We start from the raw sequence: 17230 nt of genomic DNA, 5'->3' as shown, positions 1-17230 counted from the left end.
CGCCCGGCTCGCCGGCGGCCGGCTCCTCGACCAGGCCGGCCAGCTCCGCCGGCAGCGGCGCCCCCGCCGGCGCGGACCCGGCCGATGAGTTGCGCGCCGCCGGGGCGGGATTCGTGTGGCCGTGGCGGGTGCCCTACTTCTACTGCCAGTACTCACAGCGGATGCAGCACTCCGGGTACGTCCGGCTGCTGGAGGAGGTGGTGGACCGCTACCTCGCCGACCGGGGTGTGTCGGTGGGCCGGATGCTGCGCGAGCGGGGCTGGATCCCGGTGGTCTCCCGCGCCCGCATCGAGGTGCTCGGCGACGCCCACCTCGACGAGCCCGTGTGGGTCAGCTTCACCGTCACCGACGTGCTCAAGGACGTCACGTACGACGCGCGGATGGACTGCCACGTCGTCCGCGACGGTCGCCTGGTCCGGGTGGCGACGGCCAGCATCCTGCACGGGTACGCGGTCAGCCGCGGCCCGGAGGCGGGCCGGCTCGCCACCCTCGACGGGGACACCGTGGCGGCGTTGACCGGTGGGCGGCGGTGATGGCCACCAAGCAGCCCCGCCTGTACTTCTCCTTCCGCAGCCCGTACAGCTGGCTGGCCGTGGAGCGGCTGACCCGGGCGCTGGGCCGGCCGCAGGAGGTGCTGGAGTTCATCCCCTACTGGGACCCGGACGCGCGGACCGAGGAGGCGCTGACCGCCCGTGGCGGCGCCTTCCACTACGTGCAGATGAGCAAGCCGAAGCACCTGTACCTGCTCCAGGACGCCAAGCGGCAGGCCCAGCGGCTGGGCCTGTCGATGCGCTGGCCGATCGACATCGACCCGTGGTGGGAGGTCCCGCACCTGGGCTGGCTGGCCGCCCGGGAACAGGGCGCGGGGGAGGCGTTCTACCGGGAGGTGATCGCCGCCCGCTGGCAGCGGGGCGAGAACGTGTGCACCCCCGAGGTGATCGCCGAGGTCGCCGAGCGGGCCGGGGTGGACCCGGCGGTGGTGCTCGGCGCGGTGGAGGACGAGACCGTCCGGGCGGCCGGGGCGCAGTGCCTGCTGCGGGCGTACGAGGAGGACATCTTCGGCATCCCCTACCTGCGGCTGGGTCCACACCGGTTCTGGGGCGTGGACCGGGTCGACGACTTCCTCGCCGCGTACGCCGAGCGGACCGGCACGCCGGTCGCGCCCCCCGCGGTGCCGGCGGGCGTGGGCGGGTACGACACCGACACCGGAGGCGGCTGTGGCTGAGCGACGAGACCCGGAACAGGAACGCGTCCACCGCCGCCGGCAGTTGGTCCTCACGCTGCGCGCGTTCGCCCTCGCGGGGTTCGACGAGGGCGCTGGCGGCCACGTCACCGCCCGGGACCCGATCGAGCCGGACACCTTCTGGATCAACCCGTTCGGCCGGCACTTCGCCCATGTGCGCGACGACGACCTGCTGCGCGTCGACCACACCGGCGACGTGGTCGACGGCTCCGGCCGGATCAACCCCGCCGGGTACGCCATCCACTCGGCCATCCACAAGGCCCGCCCGGACGTGGTGGCCGCCGCGCACACCCACTCGATCCACGGTCGGGCGTTCTCGGCGCTCGGCCGGCCGCTCGCGCCGATCACCCAGGACGCGTGCGCCTTCTTCGAGGACCACGAGGTCCACGACGAGTACGGCGGCGTCGTCCTCGACGGCGCGGAGGGTGACCGCATCGCGGCGACGCTGGGCACCGGCAAGGCCGTCGTCCTGCGCAACCACGGGCTGCTCACCGTCGGCGGCTCGGTGGCCGAGGCGGCCTGGTGGTTCCTGGCGATGGACCGCTGCTGCCAGGTGCAGCTGCTCGCCCAGGCGGCCGGCGAGCTGGTGGTGATCCCCGCCGACGCGGCTCGGGCCGCGCGGGCGGACATCGGCACCGCGCAGATCGCCCGACTGAACTTCCGGCCGGTCGCGGAGCACGTCCTGGCTGTCAGCCCCGACCTCACGCACGGCACCACGCCCAGACAGGAGTGACGAGTGGCCGAGCTGCTGAAGACCATGGTCCGGGACCGGGCCGGCGACGTCGCGCTGACCGACGAGCGGACCACCCGGACGTGGGCGGAGCTGGACCGGTCGGTGGACCGGTGGATCGGCGTGCTGCGCGGGGCCGGCCTGGACGTCGGTGACCGGGTGGCGTTCGTGCTCGGCAACCGGCACGAGACGTTCGAGGCGCTGCTCGCCTGCGTGCACGCGGGTCTGGTGGCGGTGCCCGTCAACTGGCACCTCACCGCGCCGGAGATCGCCCACATCCTGACCGACTGCGGCGCGCGGGCGGTGCTCACCGAGGCGGCGTACGCGCCGACGGTGCGCGACGCGGTGGCGCGTACGCCGGGCGGCCCCGACCTGCTGGTGACTGTCGACGGCGGGGACGGGTTCACGGCGGTGGACGACCTGCCGGCGGGCCCGGGCGTCCCGGCGCTCTCCGGCGGCGTGCTGCTCTACACCTCGGGCACCAGCGGACGCCCCAAGGGAGTGGTCAACCCGCTGCTCAAGGTGGGCGCCCCGATCGACCGGGTGGCCGCCACCACCGAGGCGCTCGGCGGCGGCCTGGGCATTCCGACGCAGGGGCAGGCGCTGCTGGTCGGCCCCTGGTACCACTCGGCGCAGTTGTTCTTCGCCCAGTTTCCGCTGCTGCGCGGCTGTGGGCTGGTGCTGCGCCGCGGGTTCGACCCGGTCGAGGTGCTGCGCGTGATCGACGACGAGAAGATCACCATCAGCCATCTGGTGCCGACCCAGTTCATCCGTCTGCTGCGGGTCGACGCGGGGACCCGGGCGGCGTTCTCCGGCGCCAGCCTCGCCCGGATCTGGCACGGTGGCGGCCCCTGCCCGCCGGAGACCAAGCGGGCGATGATCGAGTGGTGGGGGCCGGTGTTCGTGGAGTACTACGCCGCGACCGAGGCCGGCATCGTCACCCTGGCCGACTCGCACACCTGGCTGGCCCGGCCGGGCACGGTGGGCCGGCCGGCGCCGCCGACCGAGGTGGTGGTGGTCGACGACGAGGGCCGGCCGGTGCCCGCCGGGCAGGAGGGCCGGGTGGCCGTGCGGCGGCCCCCGGGCCGGGGGTTCCACTACCACAACGCTCCGGAGCAGACCGAGCAGGCGCACGTCGCCCCGCACACCTTCACCGTCGGCGACCTGGGCCACCTGGACGCCGACGGCTACCTGTTCCTCACCGGCCGCTCGGCGGAGCTGATCGTCACCGGCGGCGTGAACGTCTATCCCGCCGAGGTGGAGGCGGTGCTGTCGACGCACCCCGCCGTGCAGGACAGCGTGGTCATCGGTGTGCCGGACGACGAGTTCGGCGAGCAGGTCCGGGCGGTGGTGCAGCTCGACCCGGCGTGGCCGGTCCAGGGCGTCGAGCAGGCCCTCGACGCGCACTGCCGGACCAGCCTGGCCGGCTTCAAGGTGCCGCGCTCGTACGAGGTGGTCGACCGGATCCCGCGCGAGCCCACCGGCAAGGTGCCCCGCCGGGCGTTGCGGGACCGCTACCGGCGGGCCACGGTGTCGCCGGGCCTGCTCGCGGACCCGGCGACCTTCCTGACCGGCGTGCCGCACGACGAGTTCGCCCGCCGCCGACGGGAGGCGCCGGTGGCCTGGGTCGAGGAGGTCGAGCTGACCCGCACCGACCAGGACCGGTCGGTGCGGTCCCGGGGGCCGGGTTTCTGGGCCGTCACCCGCCACGCCGCGGTGTCCGCGGTGTCCCGTGACCCGGCGACGTTCTCGTCGGCGGCCGGCGGGGCGTTCCTCGCCGACCCCCGGACCCCGGAGGATCTCGACCGCAACCGGCAGCTTCTGATCAACATGGACGCGCCGGAGCACGCCTGGGTGCGGCGGCTGGTGGCGGGGGCGTTCACACCCCGCGCGGTGGGTCGCCTCGGTGAGCTGGTGACCCGGCATGCCGAGGAGGTCATCGCCCGGGCGGTGGCCGCGCGCGACATCGACGTGGTGGCGGACCTCGCGGCCGAGCTGCCGCTGCTCGTCCTCACCGACCTGCTCGGTGTGCCCCGGGCGGACCGGCGGTTGCTGTTCGAGTGGAGCAACAACCTGGTCGGGTTCGACGATCCCCGCTACGGCGGTGGCAGCGTGCAGCGCTACCGGGACACCTTCGCGGCGGCCTTCTCCTACGTCCGGCAGCTGGCGGCCCAGCGACGGGCCGCGCCCACCGACGACCTGCTGAGCCTCCTCGTGCACGCCGAGGCCGACGGCCGGGGCCTGACCGACGCGCAGCTGTGCCAGCTGTGGCTGCTGCTGGTCATCGCCGGCAACGAGACCACCCGGCACCTCATCTCCAACGGGGTGCAGGCGTTGCTGGAGCATCCCGAGCAGCGGGACCGGCTGATCGCCGAGCCGGACTTGACCGCGAGCGGGGTGGAGGAGCTGCTGCGCTGGGTCACGCCGATCATGCAGTTCCGGCGCACCGCCACCCGCGACACCGTCCTCGACGGAACCCGCATCGCCGCCGGGGACAAGGTCGTCGTCTACTACATCTCGGCCAACCGGGACCCGGCGGCGTTCACCGATCCCGACCGGCTGGATCTCGCCCGCGATCCCAACCCGCACCTGGCGTTCGGTATCGGTCCGCACTTCTGTCTGGGCGCGCACCTGGCGCGGCTGGAGATGGCGGCCTTTCTCACCGCGATCCGTCCGCATCTGGGCCGGCTCCGACTGACCGGGCCGGTACGCCGGATGCGGACCAACTTCATGAACGCCGTCACCGCGATGCCCGCGCGCTTCGACGTCGCGCCGGAAGGGGAGTGACCCCATGCCACTGGACCTGCACTGGTTCCTGCCGACGCACGGAGACGGCCGTGACCTGGCCGAGCCCGCCCGCGGTGGCGGAAGCCGGCCGGCCCGGATCACCCGCCGCCCGCCGGATATCGGCTATCTGGCGCAGGTGGCGCGCGCCGCCGACGGGTTGGGTTTCGCCAGTGTGCTCACGCCCGCCGGGCTTTTCTGCGAGGACCCGTGGGTGGTGGCGTCCGCGCTGGCCGCGCAGACGCAACGGCTGAAGTTCATGATCGCGTTACGGCCGGGGCTCGCCTCGCCCACGCTTGTCGCCCAGATGGCCGCGTCCCTGCAACGTGTCTCGGCGGGCCGGGTGCTGCTCAACATCGTGGCCGGCAGCGACCCGGACGAGCAGCGCCGCTACGGCGACTGGCTGGACCACGACGCCCGCTACGCCCGCGCGGAGGAGTTCCTCACCGTGCTGGGTGGACTGTGGACCGGCCAGCCGGTCGACCACAGCGGCGAGCACTACCGGGTGAAGGCCGCCCTGCTGGCCCGGCCGCCGGCCACCGCCCCGGCCGTGTTCCTGGGCGGGTCCTCGCCAGCGGCGCAGCGGGCGGCCGCCCGGCACGCGGACGTGTACCTGGCCTGGGGTGAGACACCGGCCCAGCTCGGCGAGCTGCTGGGTCGGGCACGTGAGCAGGCGGCGGAGGCCGGCCGCACGCTGCGCACCGGGAGTCGACTCCACGTGATCACCAGGGACACCGCGCGGGAGGCGTGGGCCGAGGCGGACCGTCTCCTCGCCGGCGTCGACCAGGCGCGGATCGCCGCCGCTCGGCAGCGCTTCGCGCGTACCGACTCGGAGGGCCAGCGGCGGGCGGCGGCGCTGCACGCCGACGGCAACGCCCGGATGGAGGTGTACCCGAACGTCTGGGCGGGCTACTCCCTGATCCGGCCCGGTGCCGGCGCGGCGCTGGTGGGCAGCCACGAGGAGGTCGCGGAGCGGATCGCCGAGTACCACGCCGCCGGGGTGGACCATCTGATCCTGTCCGGGCAGCCACACCTGGAGGAGGCGTACTGGTTCGGCGAGGGCGTGCTGCCGCTGCTGCGCCACGACGGCCTCCTGAGTGGCGGGGCCGACGCGGACGACGGGGCCGGCACGCACGCCGAGGACGCCCGGCGGACCCCGGAGCTGGCGGTGGGCCGATGATCGGGCCGGTCGCGGAGCTGCCGATGACCGCGCTGATCGGCAACCCGAAACCCCATTCCCGTACGCGGACCGTCGCGTTGGCCACCGCGGCGGCACTGCATTCCCGACTGACCCACTGCCCGACCCCCGTCGGAGCGCCGACGGTGATCGACCTGGCCGAGCTGACGGCCGAGCTGGTCGGTCAGGGCAGCCGGCCGGAGACGCTCGACGAGGTGCTGGAGGCGGTACGCCGACCGGGGCTGCTGCTGGTGGCCAGCCCCACGTTCAAGGCGGCGTACAGCGGCTTGCTGAAGCTCTTCGTCGACGTGCTGCCCCGGGGTGCGCTCACCGGGGTGGTGGCGGTGCCGTTGATGACCGCCGCCCGGTCCGGTCACCGGCACATCGTCGACACCTACCTGGGCGCCCTGCTGGCCGAGGTGGGCGCGTGCGTGCCCACGGCGGGCCTGTGCGTGCTGGAGCGCGAGTTCGACACGGCGGAGGTCGGCATCGAGCGCTGGTTGGACCGGGCGACGCCGGCGGTGGTGGACGCGCTGGCCGTGGTGCCCGGCGTGCCGGCCGAGCCCGGAGTCAGCCGGCGCTGACCTCGGTGTCGTGCTTGCGGCGCATCCGGCTGATCCAGCCCTGTGCCGTGTGCACCGGAACGTCGAAGTGCTCGGCGACGCGGCTGATCGTGCCGACCTGCTCGTAGACCGCCTCCAGGTCCGCCGGGTCGGGCGCGCGGCGGTACGCGCGACCGGCCTTGAGTCGGCTGAGCCGGTCCGGTTCGCCGGCCCGGCGTGCCGGTCGGGGCGGCTGCGGCCGGGGTGCGGTGGTCGTCGCGGTGGTCGCGGGGACCGGCCCGACCGTCACGGCCGGACGGGGTGCGGCCTCGGCGCGACTCCGGTCCCGGTCCTGCGGGGGGATGAAGGCGCGCAGCAGGGCATCGAAGTCGACGTACGGCAGCTCGCCGGTCAGACCGGCGCTCTGCGGCGCGCGGACGGTGAGCTCCCGCACGACCGGGTGGCCGTTGCCGGTCTCCAGACGCACGACGGTCTGGGCCACCGGGCCGGTGATCTCCTCACCGTCGTCCTCCACGGGCACGATGGTGATGATGTATTGACTCACGACGATGCCTTTCCTGCGCATCTCCGGGCGAGCCAGTGCGGCTTCCGGCCCCCCGGTCAGCCCTGTCGGGTTTGACCGGTGGTGGGAGACAAGATATCAGATTCCCGCAGGCAGAAGGCGAGATATCCGACACTCGCCACGGGACGCCTATCCTTCATCTCCGTTTTATTGTGGGCATCAACGCTCAAATCGGGCCCTGCGGGTCGCAGACCCTCGATCCGCGACAGCGGATCGCGGGTCGACAGCCCGGGACACCAGCAACGCGGCCAGCCCGGCCCGCGACGACACCCCCGTCTTGCGGAAGATCCGGGTCAGGTGAGCCTCCACCGTCTTGACTGTCACGTACACCTGGTCCGCCGCCTCGGCGTTGCTCGCACCGGCCGCCACCAGGCGGGCGATGTCCCACTCCCGCCGCGTCAGGGTCAGCTCCCCGCCCGCGGCCGCGGCCGGCAGACGGCCCGCGGCCCCGGCCGCGCGGCTCTGCTCGCCGGCCACCGAGCGGCGCAGCGGCGGGGAGTCGACCAGCTCCGCGATGCGGCGGGTCTCGGCGAGTTCGACCTCCGCCGCCGACCACTCCCGGGCCTCGCACAGAGCCCGCGCCCGCACCAACCGCGCCGACGCCTCCTCCAGCCTCCACCCCAGACTCGCGAACGAGTCCGCGGCCGCGGCGGCCAGCTCGGCGGCGCAGCGCGGATCCGCCTCCAGGGTCAGCCGCGCCCGGGCGGTCCGGGTCAACGCGGTCTGCCCCCGCAGCCCCAGCCGCTCGGCGTACCCCTCCGCCACGTCCAACCAGCGCCTGGCCTCGTCGCACCGACCGGCCTTGTGGGCCATCTCGGCCAGGGCCGAGGCCCAGCAGGCCCGGTTGGTCAGCTCGACCTGGTCGAGACCATCCCCGCCGCAGGCGCGCAGCAACGTCGCCGTCGAGCCGGCCCGGTCCCCGGCCAGGAAGCGCAGACGCACCGACACGCGCTGACTCGCCCCGTCGTACCAGTTCTCGCGGCGGGTGCTGGCGTCCAGCACGGCGGTGTCAGCCAGGTGGCGGGCCGCCTTCGGGCCGCTGCGCCAGGCCACCGCGATGGCCCGGTACGCGCGCGCCAGCGCCACCATCGGGTCGATGCCCATGGCGACGGCCACCTCCTCGGCGTCCTCACCCTCGACCCGGGCCCGGTCCAGGCTGCCCAGTCGGGCGGTCACCGCGCAACGGCCGACCAGCAGCCAGGGAGTCAGCGCCACGAGACCCGCGCGGCAGCAGATGTCCAGCGCGCGGTCGAAGTGGTGCAGGGCCGAGCGCTCCCGCTCGTGGAAGTATTCGGCCCAGCCCAGCAGGGCCAGCAGGTCCGGGTGCCGGGCAAGGTCGGTGTCGGCGAACGCGTCCACCTCGGACGACGCCCGGTCCAGCGTCTCGGGCGCCCGGATCCCACAGTCGGTGTACGCGGCCACGAACGACTGCACCACCGCGGCCGTGGTCGAGCAGACCGCCGAGCCGGTCCGCTCCGCCAGCAGGCTCAGACTCCGGGCGTGCTCGGCCGCGTCGGGCGCTGCACAGAGGGCGCCGGCGATCGCCGCCTCGACGGTCAGCAGGAACTGAGTGTGCGGCTCCACCCGCCCGTCCCGGTACGGCAGCAGCAGCGCGTACGCGTCGAACGGCCGGCCCAGCAGGCGCTCCACCCGCGCCCGTGCGGCCACCGCCCGCAGCCGCTGGTCGCAGTCGGCGAGAGGGCGGCGGGTGAGTTCCTGTAACAGGGTGCGGGCCTGGCGCAGCTGACCCGCGCCGACCAGCGCGTCCGCCATCGCGAACTCCAGCCGCGTACGGCGTGGCTCGGTGACCTCGGCGGCGGGCAGCAGCCGCTGGACGTTGGTCAACCACCGGATCGCGTCGAGCCGGGGCACGAGACCGCTCTCCGCCGCCTCGATCAGCGCGTCGGCGGTCGCCGGTTCGGCGCACTGCCCGCTGGCCGACAGGTGTTCGGCGTACCGGGTGACCGGATGCCCGAGCTCGCGCAGGACGCGGGCCGCCGTCGCGTGCAGGCGTCGCCGCCGGCCGGGGGACAACGCGCGGTACACCACGGTGCGGTCCACCTCGTGACGGAACCGCAGGGTCGACGCCTCGGTGGGGTCGGTCCGCAGCAGGTCGGCGGCCACCAGCGCGTCGAGCAGGTCGCTGGTGACCTCGGGGCCGCGATCGGCGAGCGCCGCGGCCAGCGCCGGCTCGAACCCGTCCGGGCACACCGAGACGGCCTCCAGCATCTGCCGTTGCTCGTCGGTCAGCGCGTCGAGGTCGAGCTGAACCGCGCCGGTGACGTCGACGGGCAGCTCGGCGGGCAGGCCCCGCAGGGCGGCGACCGGGCCGTCCAGGGCGCCCGGGCGGTACGCGAGGACGTAGCGGGGGACGCCGCCGGAGAGCACGTGCACCCGCTGGGCGGCGCGTCCCTCCACCAGCCCGAGCAGCGCGGCGACGCTGGCCGGATCCAACGGTGTCAGGGTGACCGCCCGACGGCTCAGGTGGATGCCGGCGGCGAGCGCGGTGGTCACGCACGACGGCATCTGCCGCGGCCGGTACGCGGTGACCCACAGCAGACCCGGGGGCGGCGCCTGCGCGAGCCGACGCAGCAGCGTGGCCGTCGCGGGTGACGCGCTGTGCAGGTCGTCCAGGAGCAGCAGCAGCGGCCCACCGGCGCGGACCGGCGCCGACGGCTCGTCGGTCAGCGCCGCGAGGGCCTGCCCGACCTGGTGGCCGTCGCGGCCGGCGGCGGCGAGCACCGGCACCCCGGCTCGTCGGGCTCGCGCGGCGACCTCGCGCAGCAGCCGCGTCTTGCCGGTGCCGGGGTCACCCACGAACTCGATCATGGCGGGTTGGCCGTCGCGGACCCCGGCCAGGGCGCGGTCGAACAGGTCGAGCGCGCAGTTGCGCCCGACCAGGGGGTCGAGAGGGTCGCCCGACGGCGGCGGGGCGAACTCCTCCTCGCTGATGTTCATCGGCGCTCCACGACGGGCGCCCGCGCGCCGCGGTCCACCGGCGTACGCCATCGGTCGGTCGTGGTCGGACTCGGCCCGGCGGCGGCCCGACGGCCAGGTCGGACGCGAGAATGCGGCGAGTGTTGGCCCAGCTTCAACTGCCACCCCCAGGATCTGTCCCGTTCGGGCCTCTCGGCGTGCCCGATGCCAGCGGTGCCAATTGCTGGCGCTCGGGCGAGCGGCAGATGCAACTCTAGGTCCGCGCGACAAGAACTGCGATCGCGGGACCGGTTGGTCCTATTGCCGAAGAGAGCAAATGTTGCTGCCCAAAAACCGAAATAGGGGACTTGGTTCTTGACACAGCGGACACCGGCGGTAGCGGTGAGTTCACGACAATGTGGGGTTTCCCCTACTGTCGCATCGTTCCCCGTCGCTTAATGTCGACCCCGGCGGTGCGACGCCTTCTGGGGGGACTTCGGATGACCGTTCATTATCGATCCTATCTGGACAATTCGTCAGATGCGGAGGTGATGCTGAGCGAGCCGGAACGATGGCACGCATTTCAGTGTCTTTTGCCGCCGCGCGCCGCGGTGGCCGACGCGTTCCTCACCCGGGGCATCAGTCCGCTGCTGCACGGCCTACAGGCTGCCGGTGAGCTGTCCGCCTGGTCGTTCACCCGACAGTCGCCACGGGTGGTCTGTCTGCACCTGCTCGGCAGCGCGCCGCGACTGCTGGCGGCCCGACTGGCGGGGCTCTGCGTGGCGGTCGGGGCGGAGGGGCCCGTGCACGTGCCGCACCTCGCCGCTCCGCCGGCGCGCGATCCACGGCTGGTCGACGTGGCGGTCGACCTGATCGGGATGACCCCGGGGCGGCAGGCCCGCCTCGGCGCCGCCGTGGACCTGGCGATGGTGGCGGCCATGCGCAACTGCCCCGCCCTGCGGGGCGACAGCGAGCTCGTCACGTCCGGGGCGGTGGCCGCCCTGCCGAGCGTCCGCTGGCAGCGGATCACCACCGCGCTCAAGACCGAACGCCACCCGCTGACCTGCTGGGCACACCTGCTGGAGGCGTTCCGTCGTGCACCGGGATACGAGGGCAGGATGACGTTCGACCTGGTCCACCTGCTGCACAATCAGCTCGGGCTCAGCACCCGTGACGAGCAGCGGGTGCACGCCGACCTGATCCGTTCGCTGTCGCGGCGCCGGGCCGGAGCGCGGCGGTCGCCCCGCTCGCACCTGGGCGTCCAGCATCCCGGGCCGGTCCGCCCGAAGAGGTGAACGACCGCGCGACCTGCCGGTCGGGGCCGCCGACCGACCGGCAAGGAGTCGACGTGATCGCGCAACGGCTGCGGGTCGCCGCCTACGCGGTGTGCACGCGGGACGAGCACGTGCTGCTCGCCCGCTTCGTGTCGGCGGACAGCTCGGCGTGCCACTGGACGCTGCCCGGCGGCGGGGTCGAGCACGCCGAGGACCCGTACGACGCCGTCGTCCGGGAGGTGGCCGAGGAGACCGGTTACCAGGTGCGGGTCGAGCATCTGCTCGGTGTGCACTCGCGGACGAGGTACGTGCCGTTGGGCGCCGCCGATGCCGCCGAGCTGCACATGCTGGCCATCTATTACCGGGTGCGGATCACCGGCGGCGACCTTCGGCACGAGACGGGCGGCTCGACCGACCGGGCCCAGTGGACACCGCTGGCGAGCGTCGCCGAGCTGGAACGCTCCGTCGTCGTCGACGCGGGGCTCGCGTTGCATCGTGGCCTGCCGCCCAGCGGCCACGTGCCGCCGATCGAGATGAGCGAGCTCCTGCGGCACTGAGGTGTGCGGTGTTCCGGCGCGGGGCGTATGCCGGAACACCGCGGGTGGAAACTCAGCGCGCCAGCCACTCCCGGTAGGACGTCGGCGCGAGCACCGCGCCCTCCTTGGCGATCAGCGCGTCGCCGGGAGCGGCCGCGAACATGCCGGCGCTGTCGTCGGTGGTGACGGTGCGCTGGTCGCCGTGCGCGGCGAGGGTGATCCGGCCCAGTTCGTCGAGCCCGAACACGTCGGGGCCGGCGACGTTGCGGACGCCCCGCAGGGGGCGCCCACGCTGACGTCGGCGACGGCCTGGGCCACGTCGGCCGCGGCCATCGGCTGCACGGGGGTGCTGGGCAGGCGGACGCCGTTGTCGTCGGCGGTCCAGGAGATGACCGCGTCGATGAACTCGAAGAACTGGGTGGCGCGGACGATCGAGTACGGCACCTTGCCGGCCTTGAGGATGTCCTCCTGGAGCACCTTCGCGCGGTAGTAGGCCAGGTCGGGCACCTGGTCGACGCCGACGATGGACAGGACGACCGGGTGGCCGACGCCGGCGCGCTCGGCAGCGGTCAGCAGGTTGTCCATGGTCGTCTGGAAGAAGGCGGGGGAGCGTCGTCGAAGGTCGGCGAGTTGGTCAGGTTGACGACGACGTCGGCGTCCTTGAGCGCCTCGGGCAGACCCTGCCCGGTGAGGAGGTCGACTCCGGTCGACTGCGAGTGCGGTACCGCGTCGTGCCCGGCCGCCTGCAGGATCCGGACGACCTGGGACCCGATGAGGCCCGTCCCGCCCATCACGGCGATCTTCATGTCCGTTCCACCTTCCCTGTCTGTTTTGTCCGCCATGCCGCTACGGCACTTAACTCGGACTTCCTATGGGTGGAGTGGGCGCTGCACTGCTGCGTCGTGCTCACGGCCAGCAGCAGGCCCGTCCCGGCGGCCCGGCTCGCGGAGCTGCACGACGTCTCCGGCAGCTACCTGGCCAAACAGCTCCAGTCGCTGGCCCGCGCCGGGCTCATCCACTCCGTGCAGGGCAAGTCGGGCGGCTACGCGTTGACCCGCGCTCCGGAGAGCATCAGCCTGCTCGACGTGGTCCACGCCGTCGACGGGCCCGGCCCCGCCTTCGTCTGCACCGAGATCCGCCAGCGCGGCCCGCTGGCCAGCCCACCCGAGTCCTGCACCCGCGCGTGTCCCATCGCCCGCGCCATGTCCACGGCGGAGAAGGCGTGGCGCGAGGCCCTGGCCGGGATCACGATCGCCGACCTCGCCCGCGACGTGGACGTCGACTCCGGCCCCGAGGCCCTGGCCGGCGTCAGTGCCTGGCTGACCGGCGACCGCAGCGGCTGACCGCGCTCAGCCGGTGTGGCGTACCTCGGTGTCCCAGATCTGCGCCCACGGCCGCCGCAGCCCCCGGCACACGAGGATCGGGCCGCCGTTCTCGTCGTTGTCCACCTCGACCCGCTGGTCCACCCGCCCGGCGGGCGTGCACTCCTGGAACCAGGCGTTCAGCGCGTCGGGGCGCTCCCAGCCGACCACGATCGCCACGTCCGCGTCGGCGGGCGGGCGGCCGAAATCCACCATGCTGTTGTGCCCGGAGTACGCCCGGGGGAGCCCTCGGGCCGGCCCGTAGCGGGCGATCGCCCCGGCCTCTCCGTAGTTGCCGGTGAGGATGACCGCCCGCGAACGTTCCTGCGGCGGCAGGGCACGATGGACGGTGGCCACCGAGTCGGCGAACTCCGGCCAGCCGATGGTCTCGCCAGCGTCGTAGTTGACGTCGACCACGAAGCTGGGCAGCCGATCGGCCGGCAGCACCGGCAGCAACAGCACGACGGTGGGCAGCAGGAACGGCACCGCGAGCACCCCCCGACGCAGCCACGCCGACCCGCGCGAGGCCCGGGCGGCGCTCACCACCGCGCCCGCGGCGGTGAGCACGAGCAGCAGAGGCGCGTCGTAGTAACCCTTGCCGCCGGCCACCAGGACGATGCCGACCACGACCACCCAGGCCCAACCCACCGCGCGGTACGCCCGCCACGCCGGCCGGCGCAGCAGGGCGACGAGGCCGGCGATCCAGATCGGCACGGCGTACGGGCTGATGATGACGAACTGCAGGGTGAGCGCGTCGAGGCGACCGCTGTAGGAGCTGTCGCCACCGGAGATGGAAGCCGCCACACCGAGCTGCGGGAAGCCGTGCGCGGCCTGCCAGATCAGGTTCGGCGCGGCCAGCAGCACGGCGATCCCGGCGGCGGCGAGCACCCACTTGTCGCGCAGCAGCCGACGCGGCCCCGCGATCGCCACCCCGGCGAGCAGACCCACGGCCAGCAACGCGGGCAGCAGCTTGTTGAGCATGCCCACGCCGAGCACCAGCCCGAGCGCGAGCGCCCACCGGCTGTCCCCGGTGCGCAGCAGCCGCACCGCGCACCACGCGACGCCGAGCCAGACCAGCAGGTCGACGGTCGTGGTGCTGAGCAGGTGCCCGCCGGCGAGCACGATGCCGGACAGCGCGGCCAGCACCGCGGCGAAGGTCTGCCCGCCCCGGCCACCGCCCAGCTCGCGGGCGATGGCGGCGACCAGCAGGACCGCGACGCCGGCCAGCAGCGCCGACGGCGTACGCAGCACCACCAGGTTGCCCGGCGCGATCGTGTCCAGAAGTCGGGCCAGCGCCGGGACGAGCGGGCCCTGGTCGACGTAGCCCCAGGCCAGGTGCCGGCCGCAGAGCAGGAAGTACAGCTCGTCGCGGTGATAGCCGTAGCGGCCGGCGAGCAGCAGCAACGTCACGCTGGTCGCGGCGGCGACCAGCCACGGGCCGAGCGCACGGGGACCGGGCTGCGGCAGCTCGGCCGGCGCGGACGACCGCGCCGGCAGGTGCGGTCGATCGGTGTCGATGGCGGGCTCGCTCACCGACCTATCATCGCCCGCAAAGCGGCCGCGTGGGTGCCCCCGCGCCCGCGGATGCAGGTGGTCTGACCAGGTGCGAAGATCAGCTTCGTAACTCGGACCGAGAGGACGACATGCGATACCGCACTCTGGGCGCCACCGGCACGGTGGTGTCGACCCTGTGTCTGGGCACGATGACCTTCGGCGCGGAGACCGACGAGGAGGGCAGCTTCGCCCAGCTCGACCGGTTCGTCGAGGCCGGCGGCACCTTCCTCGACACCGCCGACGTCTACTCCACCGGCGTCTCCGAGGAGATCGTCGGTCGCTGGCTGCGCTCCCGCCCTGACCTGCGCGACCGCCTCGTCATCGCCACGAAGGGCCGGTTCCCGATGGGCCCCGGGGCGAACGACGCCGGCCTGTCCCGCGTGCACCTCACCCGGGCCCTGGACGCCAGCCTCCGGCGGCTCGGGGTCGAGGCCGTCGACCTCTACCAGGCGCACGCGTGGGATCCGCTGACCCCGCTGCCGGAGACGCTGCGCTTCTTCGACGACGCGGTCCGCGCCGGCAAGATCCGTTACGCGGGGGTCAGCAACTTCACCGGTTGGCAGTTGCAGAAGGCCGCCCTGCTCATCCAGCACCTCAACCTCACCCCGATCGTGACCCTCCAGCCGCAGTACAACCTGCTGGCCCGGGAGATCGAATTCGAGCTGGTGCCGGTCTGCGAGAACGAGGGCATCGGGATCCTGCCGTGGTCGCCGCTGGGCGGCGGCTGGCTGACCGGCAAGTACCAGCGCGACACCACGCCCACCGGCGCCACCCGCCTCGGTGAGAACCCGCAGCGCGGCGTCGAGGCGTACGCGGGTCGCAACGCCGAGGAGCGCACCTGGCGGGTGCTCGACGCGGTCCGCCAGGTCGCCGGGGAACACGGCGCTTCCATGTCGGCGGTGTCGCTGGCCTGGCTGGCGGCCCGACCGGCGGTCACCTCGGTGATCCTCGGCGCGCGGACCACCGACCAGCTCGACGACAACCTGACCGCCGCCGACCTGGTCCTCGACGCCGAGCAGATGCGGCTGCTGGACGAGGCGAGCGCCCCGCTGGTGGGCGACTACCCGTACGGCGGCGCGGGTGTGCGCCAGCGCGGTCGTGACCTACCGACCGGCTCATGACGGCGTTCCCCGAACCCACCACCCCGGCCGGCAGCCGCACCGAGGTCTTCCTGCGCTACCTGGACTACTTCCGGGAGTCCGCGGTGGCCAAGGTGTCGGCGCTGGCGGAGCCGGAGCTGCGGCGCAGCCGGCTGCCGTCCGGGTGGACCCCGCTGGAGCTGCTCACGCACCTGCGCCAGGTCGAGCTGCGCTGGATCGAGTGGGGTTTCGAGGGTCGGGCGGTCGCCGAGCCGTGGGGTGACCGTCGGGACGACCGCTGGTACGTCGCACCCGAGGAGACCCTCGCCGACCTGGTGGCGGCGCTGCGCGCGCAGGGCGCGCACACCAGCGCGGCGGTCTCGGCGCACGACCTCGCGGAGGTCGGCGCGCCGGGCCCGCGCTGGAACGGCGCCGACCCGGCGTCACTGGAACGGGTGCTGTTCCACCTGGTGCAGGAGTACGCCCGCCACCTCGGCCACCTCGACGTGGTCGCCGAGCTGGCGGGCGGCCCGACGGGAGAGTGAGGCCGCCTGCTCGATAATGGACCGATGCCGCTGCTCGTCGCGCCCGCACTGCCCGCCGGAAGCCTCGCCGCGCAGGAACAACCCCACCTTCCGGTACGCCCCGGGCTGACGCTGCGGCCGTGGCGCGACGACGACGCCCCGCTCGTGCGGGCGGCGTTCGACTGCCCGGCGATCCAGCGCTGGCACGTTCGCAGGCTGGACAGCGACGACGAGGCGCGGGCGTGGACGGCGCAGTGGGCGGCCCGCTGGAGCGCCGAGACCGCCGTGAGCTGGGCGATCGTCGAGGACGACGACCGGCCGGTCGGTCAGGTGGGGTTGCGGCAGGTGTCACTCGCCGAGGCGTCGGCGGACGTGTCGTACTGGGTGCTGCCCGCCGCGCGTGGCGCGGGCGTCGCCACCGAGGCGCTGCTCGCGCTGACCCGGTGGAGCTTCGCGGCGGGGCTGCACCGGCTGGCCCTGGAGCACTCCACCGCCAACGCGGCGTCGTGCCGGGTGGCCACGCGGGGCGGCTTCGCCCTGGAGGGGGTGACGCGCGAGTCGGTGCGCCACGCCGACGGCTGGCACGACATGCACCTGCACGCCCGCCTGGCTTAGCGGGCTTGCGCCCAGCCGACGAAACGCGGGGTCAGGTCGGGCAGCGCCACGCCGGGGTTGAGCGCGGTGAGGTCGGCTTCGGCCTCCTTCTGGATGGTCGCCAGGTGCGTCAACAGGCCGGGCCGATCCTCGCGGTACTCGCCGAGCAGGCGCAGCTTCGCGGTCGAGCACGGCCAGAGGATGCCGCAGACCGGGCAGCGCCACGACGGGCGCAACGGGGAGTGCGTCGACTTCCTGGCCTTTCCTTCGGTGTGTGGCACGGGTCCTCCTCCTGGGTCGGCTGTTGGAAGCGGGGCCGCTTCTGGTTGCGGA

18 protein-coding genes are annotated in these 17230 nt (G+C 73.8%); 12 read left to right on the top strand and 6 right to left on the bottom strand.

Annotated elements, in window-relative coordinates; genetic code table 11:
- The 6 genes from AB0J68_RS10090 to AB0J68_RS10065 form a co-directional block, all read left to right on the top strand.
- Nucleotides 1-533: thioesterase family protein (locus AB0J68_RS10090; protein WP_363937626.1), on the top strand; the 533-nt coding region annotated here is incomplete at its 5' end.
- Entirely contained in the window at nt 533-1225 is a 693-nt protein-coding gene (locus AB0J68_RS10085; RefSeq protein ID WP_363937623.1) for a DsbA family protein, read from the top strand. The genes AB0J68_RS10090 and AB0J68_RS10085, both read left to right, overlap by 1 nt.
- On the top strand, nt 1218-1976 hold the full coding sequence (locus AB0J68_RS10080; RefSeq protein ID WP_363937620.1) for a class II aldolase/adducin family protein: 759 nt from the start codon (nt 1218-1220) through the stop codon (nt 1974-1976). The genes AB0J68_RS10085 and AB0J68_RS10080 overlap by 8 nt, the downstream gene beginning before the upstream one ends.
- 3 nt (nt 1977-1979) lie before the next feature.
- Complete coding sequence (locus tag AB0J68_RS10075) at nt 1980-4760, top strand: cytochrome P450 (RefSeq protein ID WP_363937617.1); 2781 nt, start codon at nt 1980-1982, stop codon at nt 4758-4760.
- 4 nt (nt 4761-4764) lie between these two features.
- On the top strand, nt 4765-5937 hold the full coding sequence (locus AB0J68_RS10070; RefSeq protein WP_363937614.1) for an LLM class flavin-dependent oxidoreductase: 1173 nt from the start codon (nt 4765-4767) through the stop codon (nt 5935-5937).
- Complete coding sequence (locus AB0J68_RS10065; RefSeq protein WP_363937612.1) at nt 5934-6518, top strand: NAD(P)H-dependent oxidoreductase; 585 nt, start codon at nt 5934-5936, stop codon at nt 6516-6518. The genes AB0J68_RS10070 and AB0J68_RS10065 overlap by 4 nt, the downstream gene beginning before the upstream one ends.
- Here AB0J68_RS10065 and AB0J68_RS10060 read toward each other — a convergent pair.
- Together AB0J68_RS10060 and AB0J68_RS10055 are read right to left on the bottom strand one after the other, a co-directional pair.
- Entirely contained in the window at nt 6505-7041 is a 537-nt protein-coding gene (locus tag AB0J68_RS10060) for a hypothetical protein (protein WP_354855253.1), read from the bottom strand. The genes AB0J68_RS10065 and AB0J68_RS10060 overlap by 14 nt on opposite strands.
- A 177-nt stretch (nt 7042-7218) precedes the next feature.
- Nucleotides 7219-10017, bottom strand: a complete 2799-nt coding sequence (locus tag AB0J68_RS10055; RefSeq protein ID WP_354855254.1) for a LuxR C-terminal-related transcriptional regulator — start codon at nt 10015-10017, stop codon at nt 7219-7221.
- Nucleotides 10018-10586: 569 nt separating this feature from the next.
- Here AB0J68_RS10055 and AB0J68_RS10050 point away from each other — a divergent pair.
- Together AB0J68_RS10050 and AB0J68_RS10045 are read left to right on the top strand one after the other, a co-directional pair.
- Nucleotides 10587-11270: a hypothetical protein gene (locus tag AB0J68_RS10050; RefSeq protein ID WP_363937610.1), complete on the top strand. Its 684-nt coding sequence runs from the start codon at nt 10587-10589 to the stop codon at nt 11268-11270.
- A 53-nt stretch (nt 11271-11323) separates the two neighbouring features.
- The gene (locus AB0J68_RS10045; RefSeq protein ID WP_363937608.1) at nt 11324-11806 is read left to right on the top strand and encodes an NUDIX domain-containing protein; all 483 of its coding nucleotides are present in this window, start codon (nt 11324-11326) and stop codon (nt 11804-11806) included.
- A gap of 111 nt (nt 11807-11917) precedes the next feature.
- Here the strand turns inward: AB0J68_RS10045 and AB0J68_RS10040 are convergent, their stop codons facing one another.
- Complete coding sequence (locus AB0J68_RS10040) at nt 11918-12370, bottom strand: hypothetical protein (protein WP_363937606.1); 453 nt, start codon at nt 12368-12370, stop codon at nt 11918-11920.
- The gene (locus AB0J68_RS10035) at nt 12355-12591 is read right to left on the bottom strand and encodes an NAD-dependent epimerase/dehydratase family protein (protein ID WP_363937604.1); all 237 of its coding nucleotides are present in this window, start codon (nt 12589-12591) and stop codon (nt 12355-12357) included. Before AB0J68_RS10035 ends, AB0J68_RS10040 begins: the two co-directional genes overlap by 16 nt.
- Before the next feature lie 69 nt (nt 12592-12660).
- On the opposite strand from AB0J68_RS10035, the gene AB0J68_RS10030 reads away from it, so the two are divergent.
- Complete coding sequence (locus AB0J68_RS10030) at nt 12661-13128, top strand: Rrf2 family transcriptional regulator (protein WP_355138853.1); 468 nt, start codon at nt 12661-12663, stop codon at nt 13126-13128.
- Between the two features lie 6 nt (nt 13129-13134).
- Here the strand turns inward: AB0J68_RS10030 and AB0J68_RS10025 are convergent, their stop codons facing one another.
- Nucleotides 13135-14679, bottom strand: coding sequence for a glycosyltransferase family 39 protein (locus AB0J68_RS10025; protein ID WP_354855260.1), 1545 nt, complete (start codon nt 14677-14679; stop codon nt 13135-13137).
- 110 nt (nt 14680-14789) lie between these two features.
- On the opposite strand from AB0J68_RS10025, the gene AB0J68_RS10020 reads away from it, so the two are divergent.
- Genes AB0J68_RS10020 through AB0J68_RS10010 form a run of 3 tightly spaced genes read left to right on the top strand, consistent with a single transcriptional unit; the run spans nt 14790 to nt 16918 of the window.
- A complete protein-coding gene (locus tag AB0J68_RS10020; RefSeq protein WP_363937601.1) occupies nt 14790-15821 on the top strand; it encodes an aldo/keto reductase in 1032 nt (343 codons plus the stop codon).
- Nucleotides 15818-16324, top strand: coding sequence for a DUF664 domain-containing protein (locus AB0J68_RS10015; protein WP_363937599.1), 507 nt, complete (start codon nt 15818-15820; stop codon nt 16322-16324). Before AB0J68_RS10020 ends, AB0J68_RS10015 begins: the two co-directional genes overlap by 4 nt.
- A 24-nt stretch (nt 16325-16348) precedes the next feature.
- On the top strand, nt 16349-16918 hold the full coding sequence (locus AB0J68_RS10010; RefSeq protein WP_363937597.1) for a GNAT family N-acetyltransferase: 570 nt from the start codon (nt 16349-16351) through the stop codon (nt 16916-16918).
- Here AB0J68_RS10010 and AB0J68_RS10005 read toward each other — a convergent pair.
- Nucleotides 16915-17178, bottom strand: a complete 264-nt coding sequence (locus tag AB0J68_RS10005) for a flavin reductase (RefSeq protein WP_355138843.1) — start codon at nt 17176-17178, stop codon at nt 16915-16917. The two genes, AB0J68_RS10010 and AB0J68_RS10005, sit on opposite strands and share 4 nt — an antisense overlap.
- Between the last annotated feature and the right edge of the window lie 52 nt (nt 17179-17230).

The sequence above is a fragment of the Micromonospora sp. NPDC049580 genome (genome assembly GCF_040675595.1).
GTDB lineage: Bacteria > Actinomycetota > Actinomycetes > Mycobacteriales > Micromonosporaceae > Micromonospora.
The sequence above is the reverse complement of the archived record's forward strand: the minus strand, read 5'-3'. Positions and strand labels throughout refer to the sequence as shown.

Coding starts and splice junctions, on each gene's coding strand:
- AB0J68_RS10035 (WP_363937604.1), bottom strand. CDS start 12,591: ATGAAGATCGCCGTGATGGGCGGGACGGGCCTCATCGGGTCCCAGGTC.
- AB0J68_RS10010 (WP_363937597.1), top strand. CDS start 16,349: ATGCCGCTGCTCGTCGCGCCCGCACTGCCCGCCGGAAGCCTCGCCGCG.
- AB0J68_RS10020 (WP_363937601.1), top strand. CDS start 14,790: ATGCGATACCGCACTCTGGGCGCCACCGGCACGGTGGTGTCGACCCTG.
- AB0J68_RS10085 (WP_363937623.1), top strand. CDS start 533: ATGGCCACCAAGCAGCCCCGCCTGTACTTCTCCTTCCGCAGCCCGTAC.
- AB0J68_RS10040 (WP_363937606.1), bottom strand. CDS start 12,370: ATGGACAACCTGCTGACCGCTGCCGAGCGCGCCGGCGTCGGCCACCCG.
- AB0J68_RS10070 (WP_363937614.1), top strand. CDS start 4,765: ATGCCACTGGACCTGCACTGGTTCCTGCCGACGCACGGAGACGGCCGT.
- AB0J68_RS10065 (WP_363937612.1), top strand. CDS start 5,934: ATGATCGGGCCGGTCGCGGAGCTGCCGATGACCGCGCTGATCGGCAAC.
- AB0J68_RS10015 (WP_363937599.1), top strand. CDS start 15,818: ATGACGGCGTTCCCCGAACCCACCACCCCGGCCGGCAGCCGCACCGAG.
- AB0J68_RS10055 (WP_354855254.1), bottom strand. CDS start 10,017: ATGAACATCAGCGAGGAGGAGTTCGCCCCGCCGCCGTCGGGCGACCCT.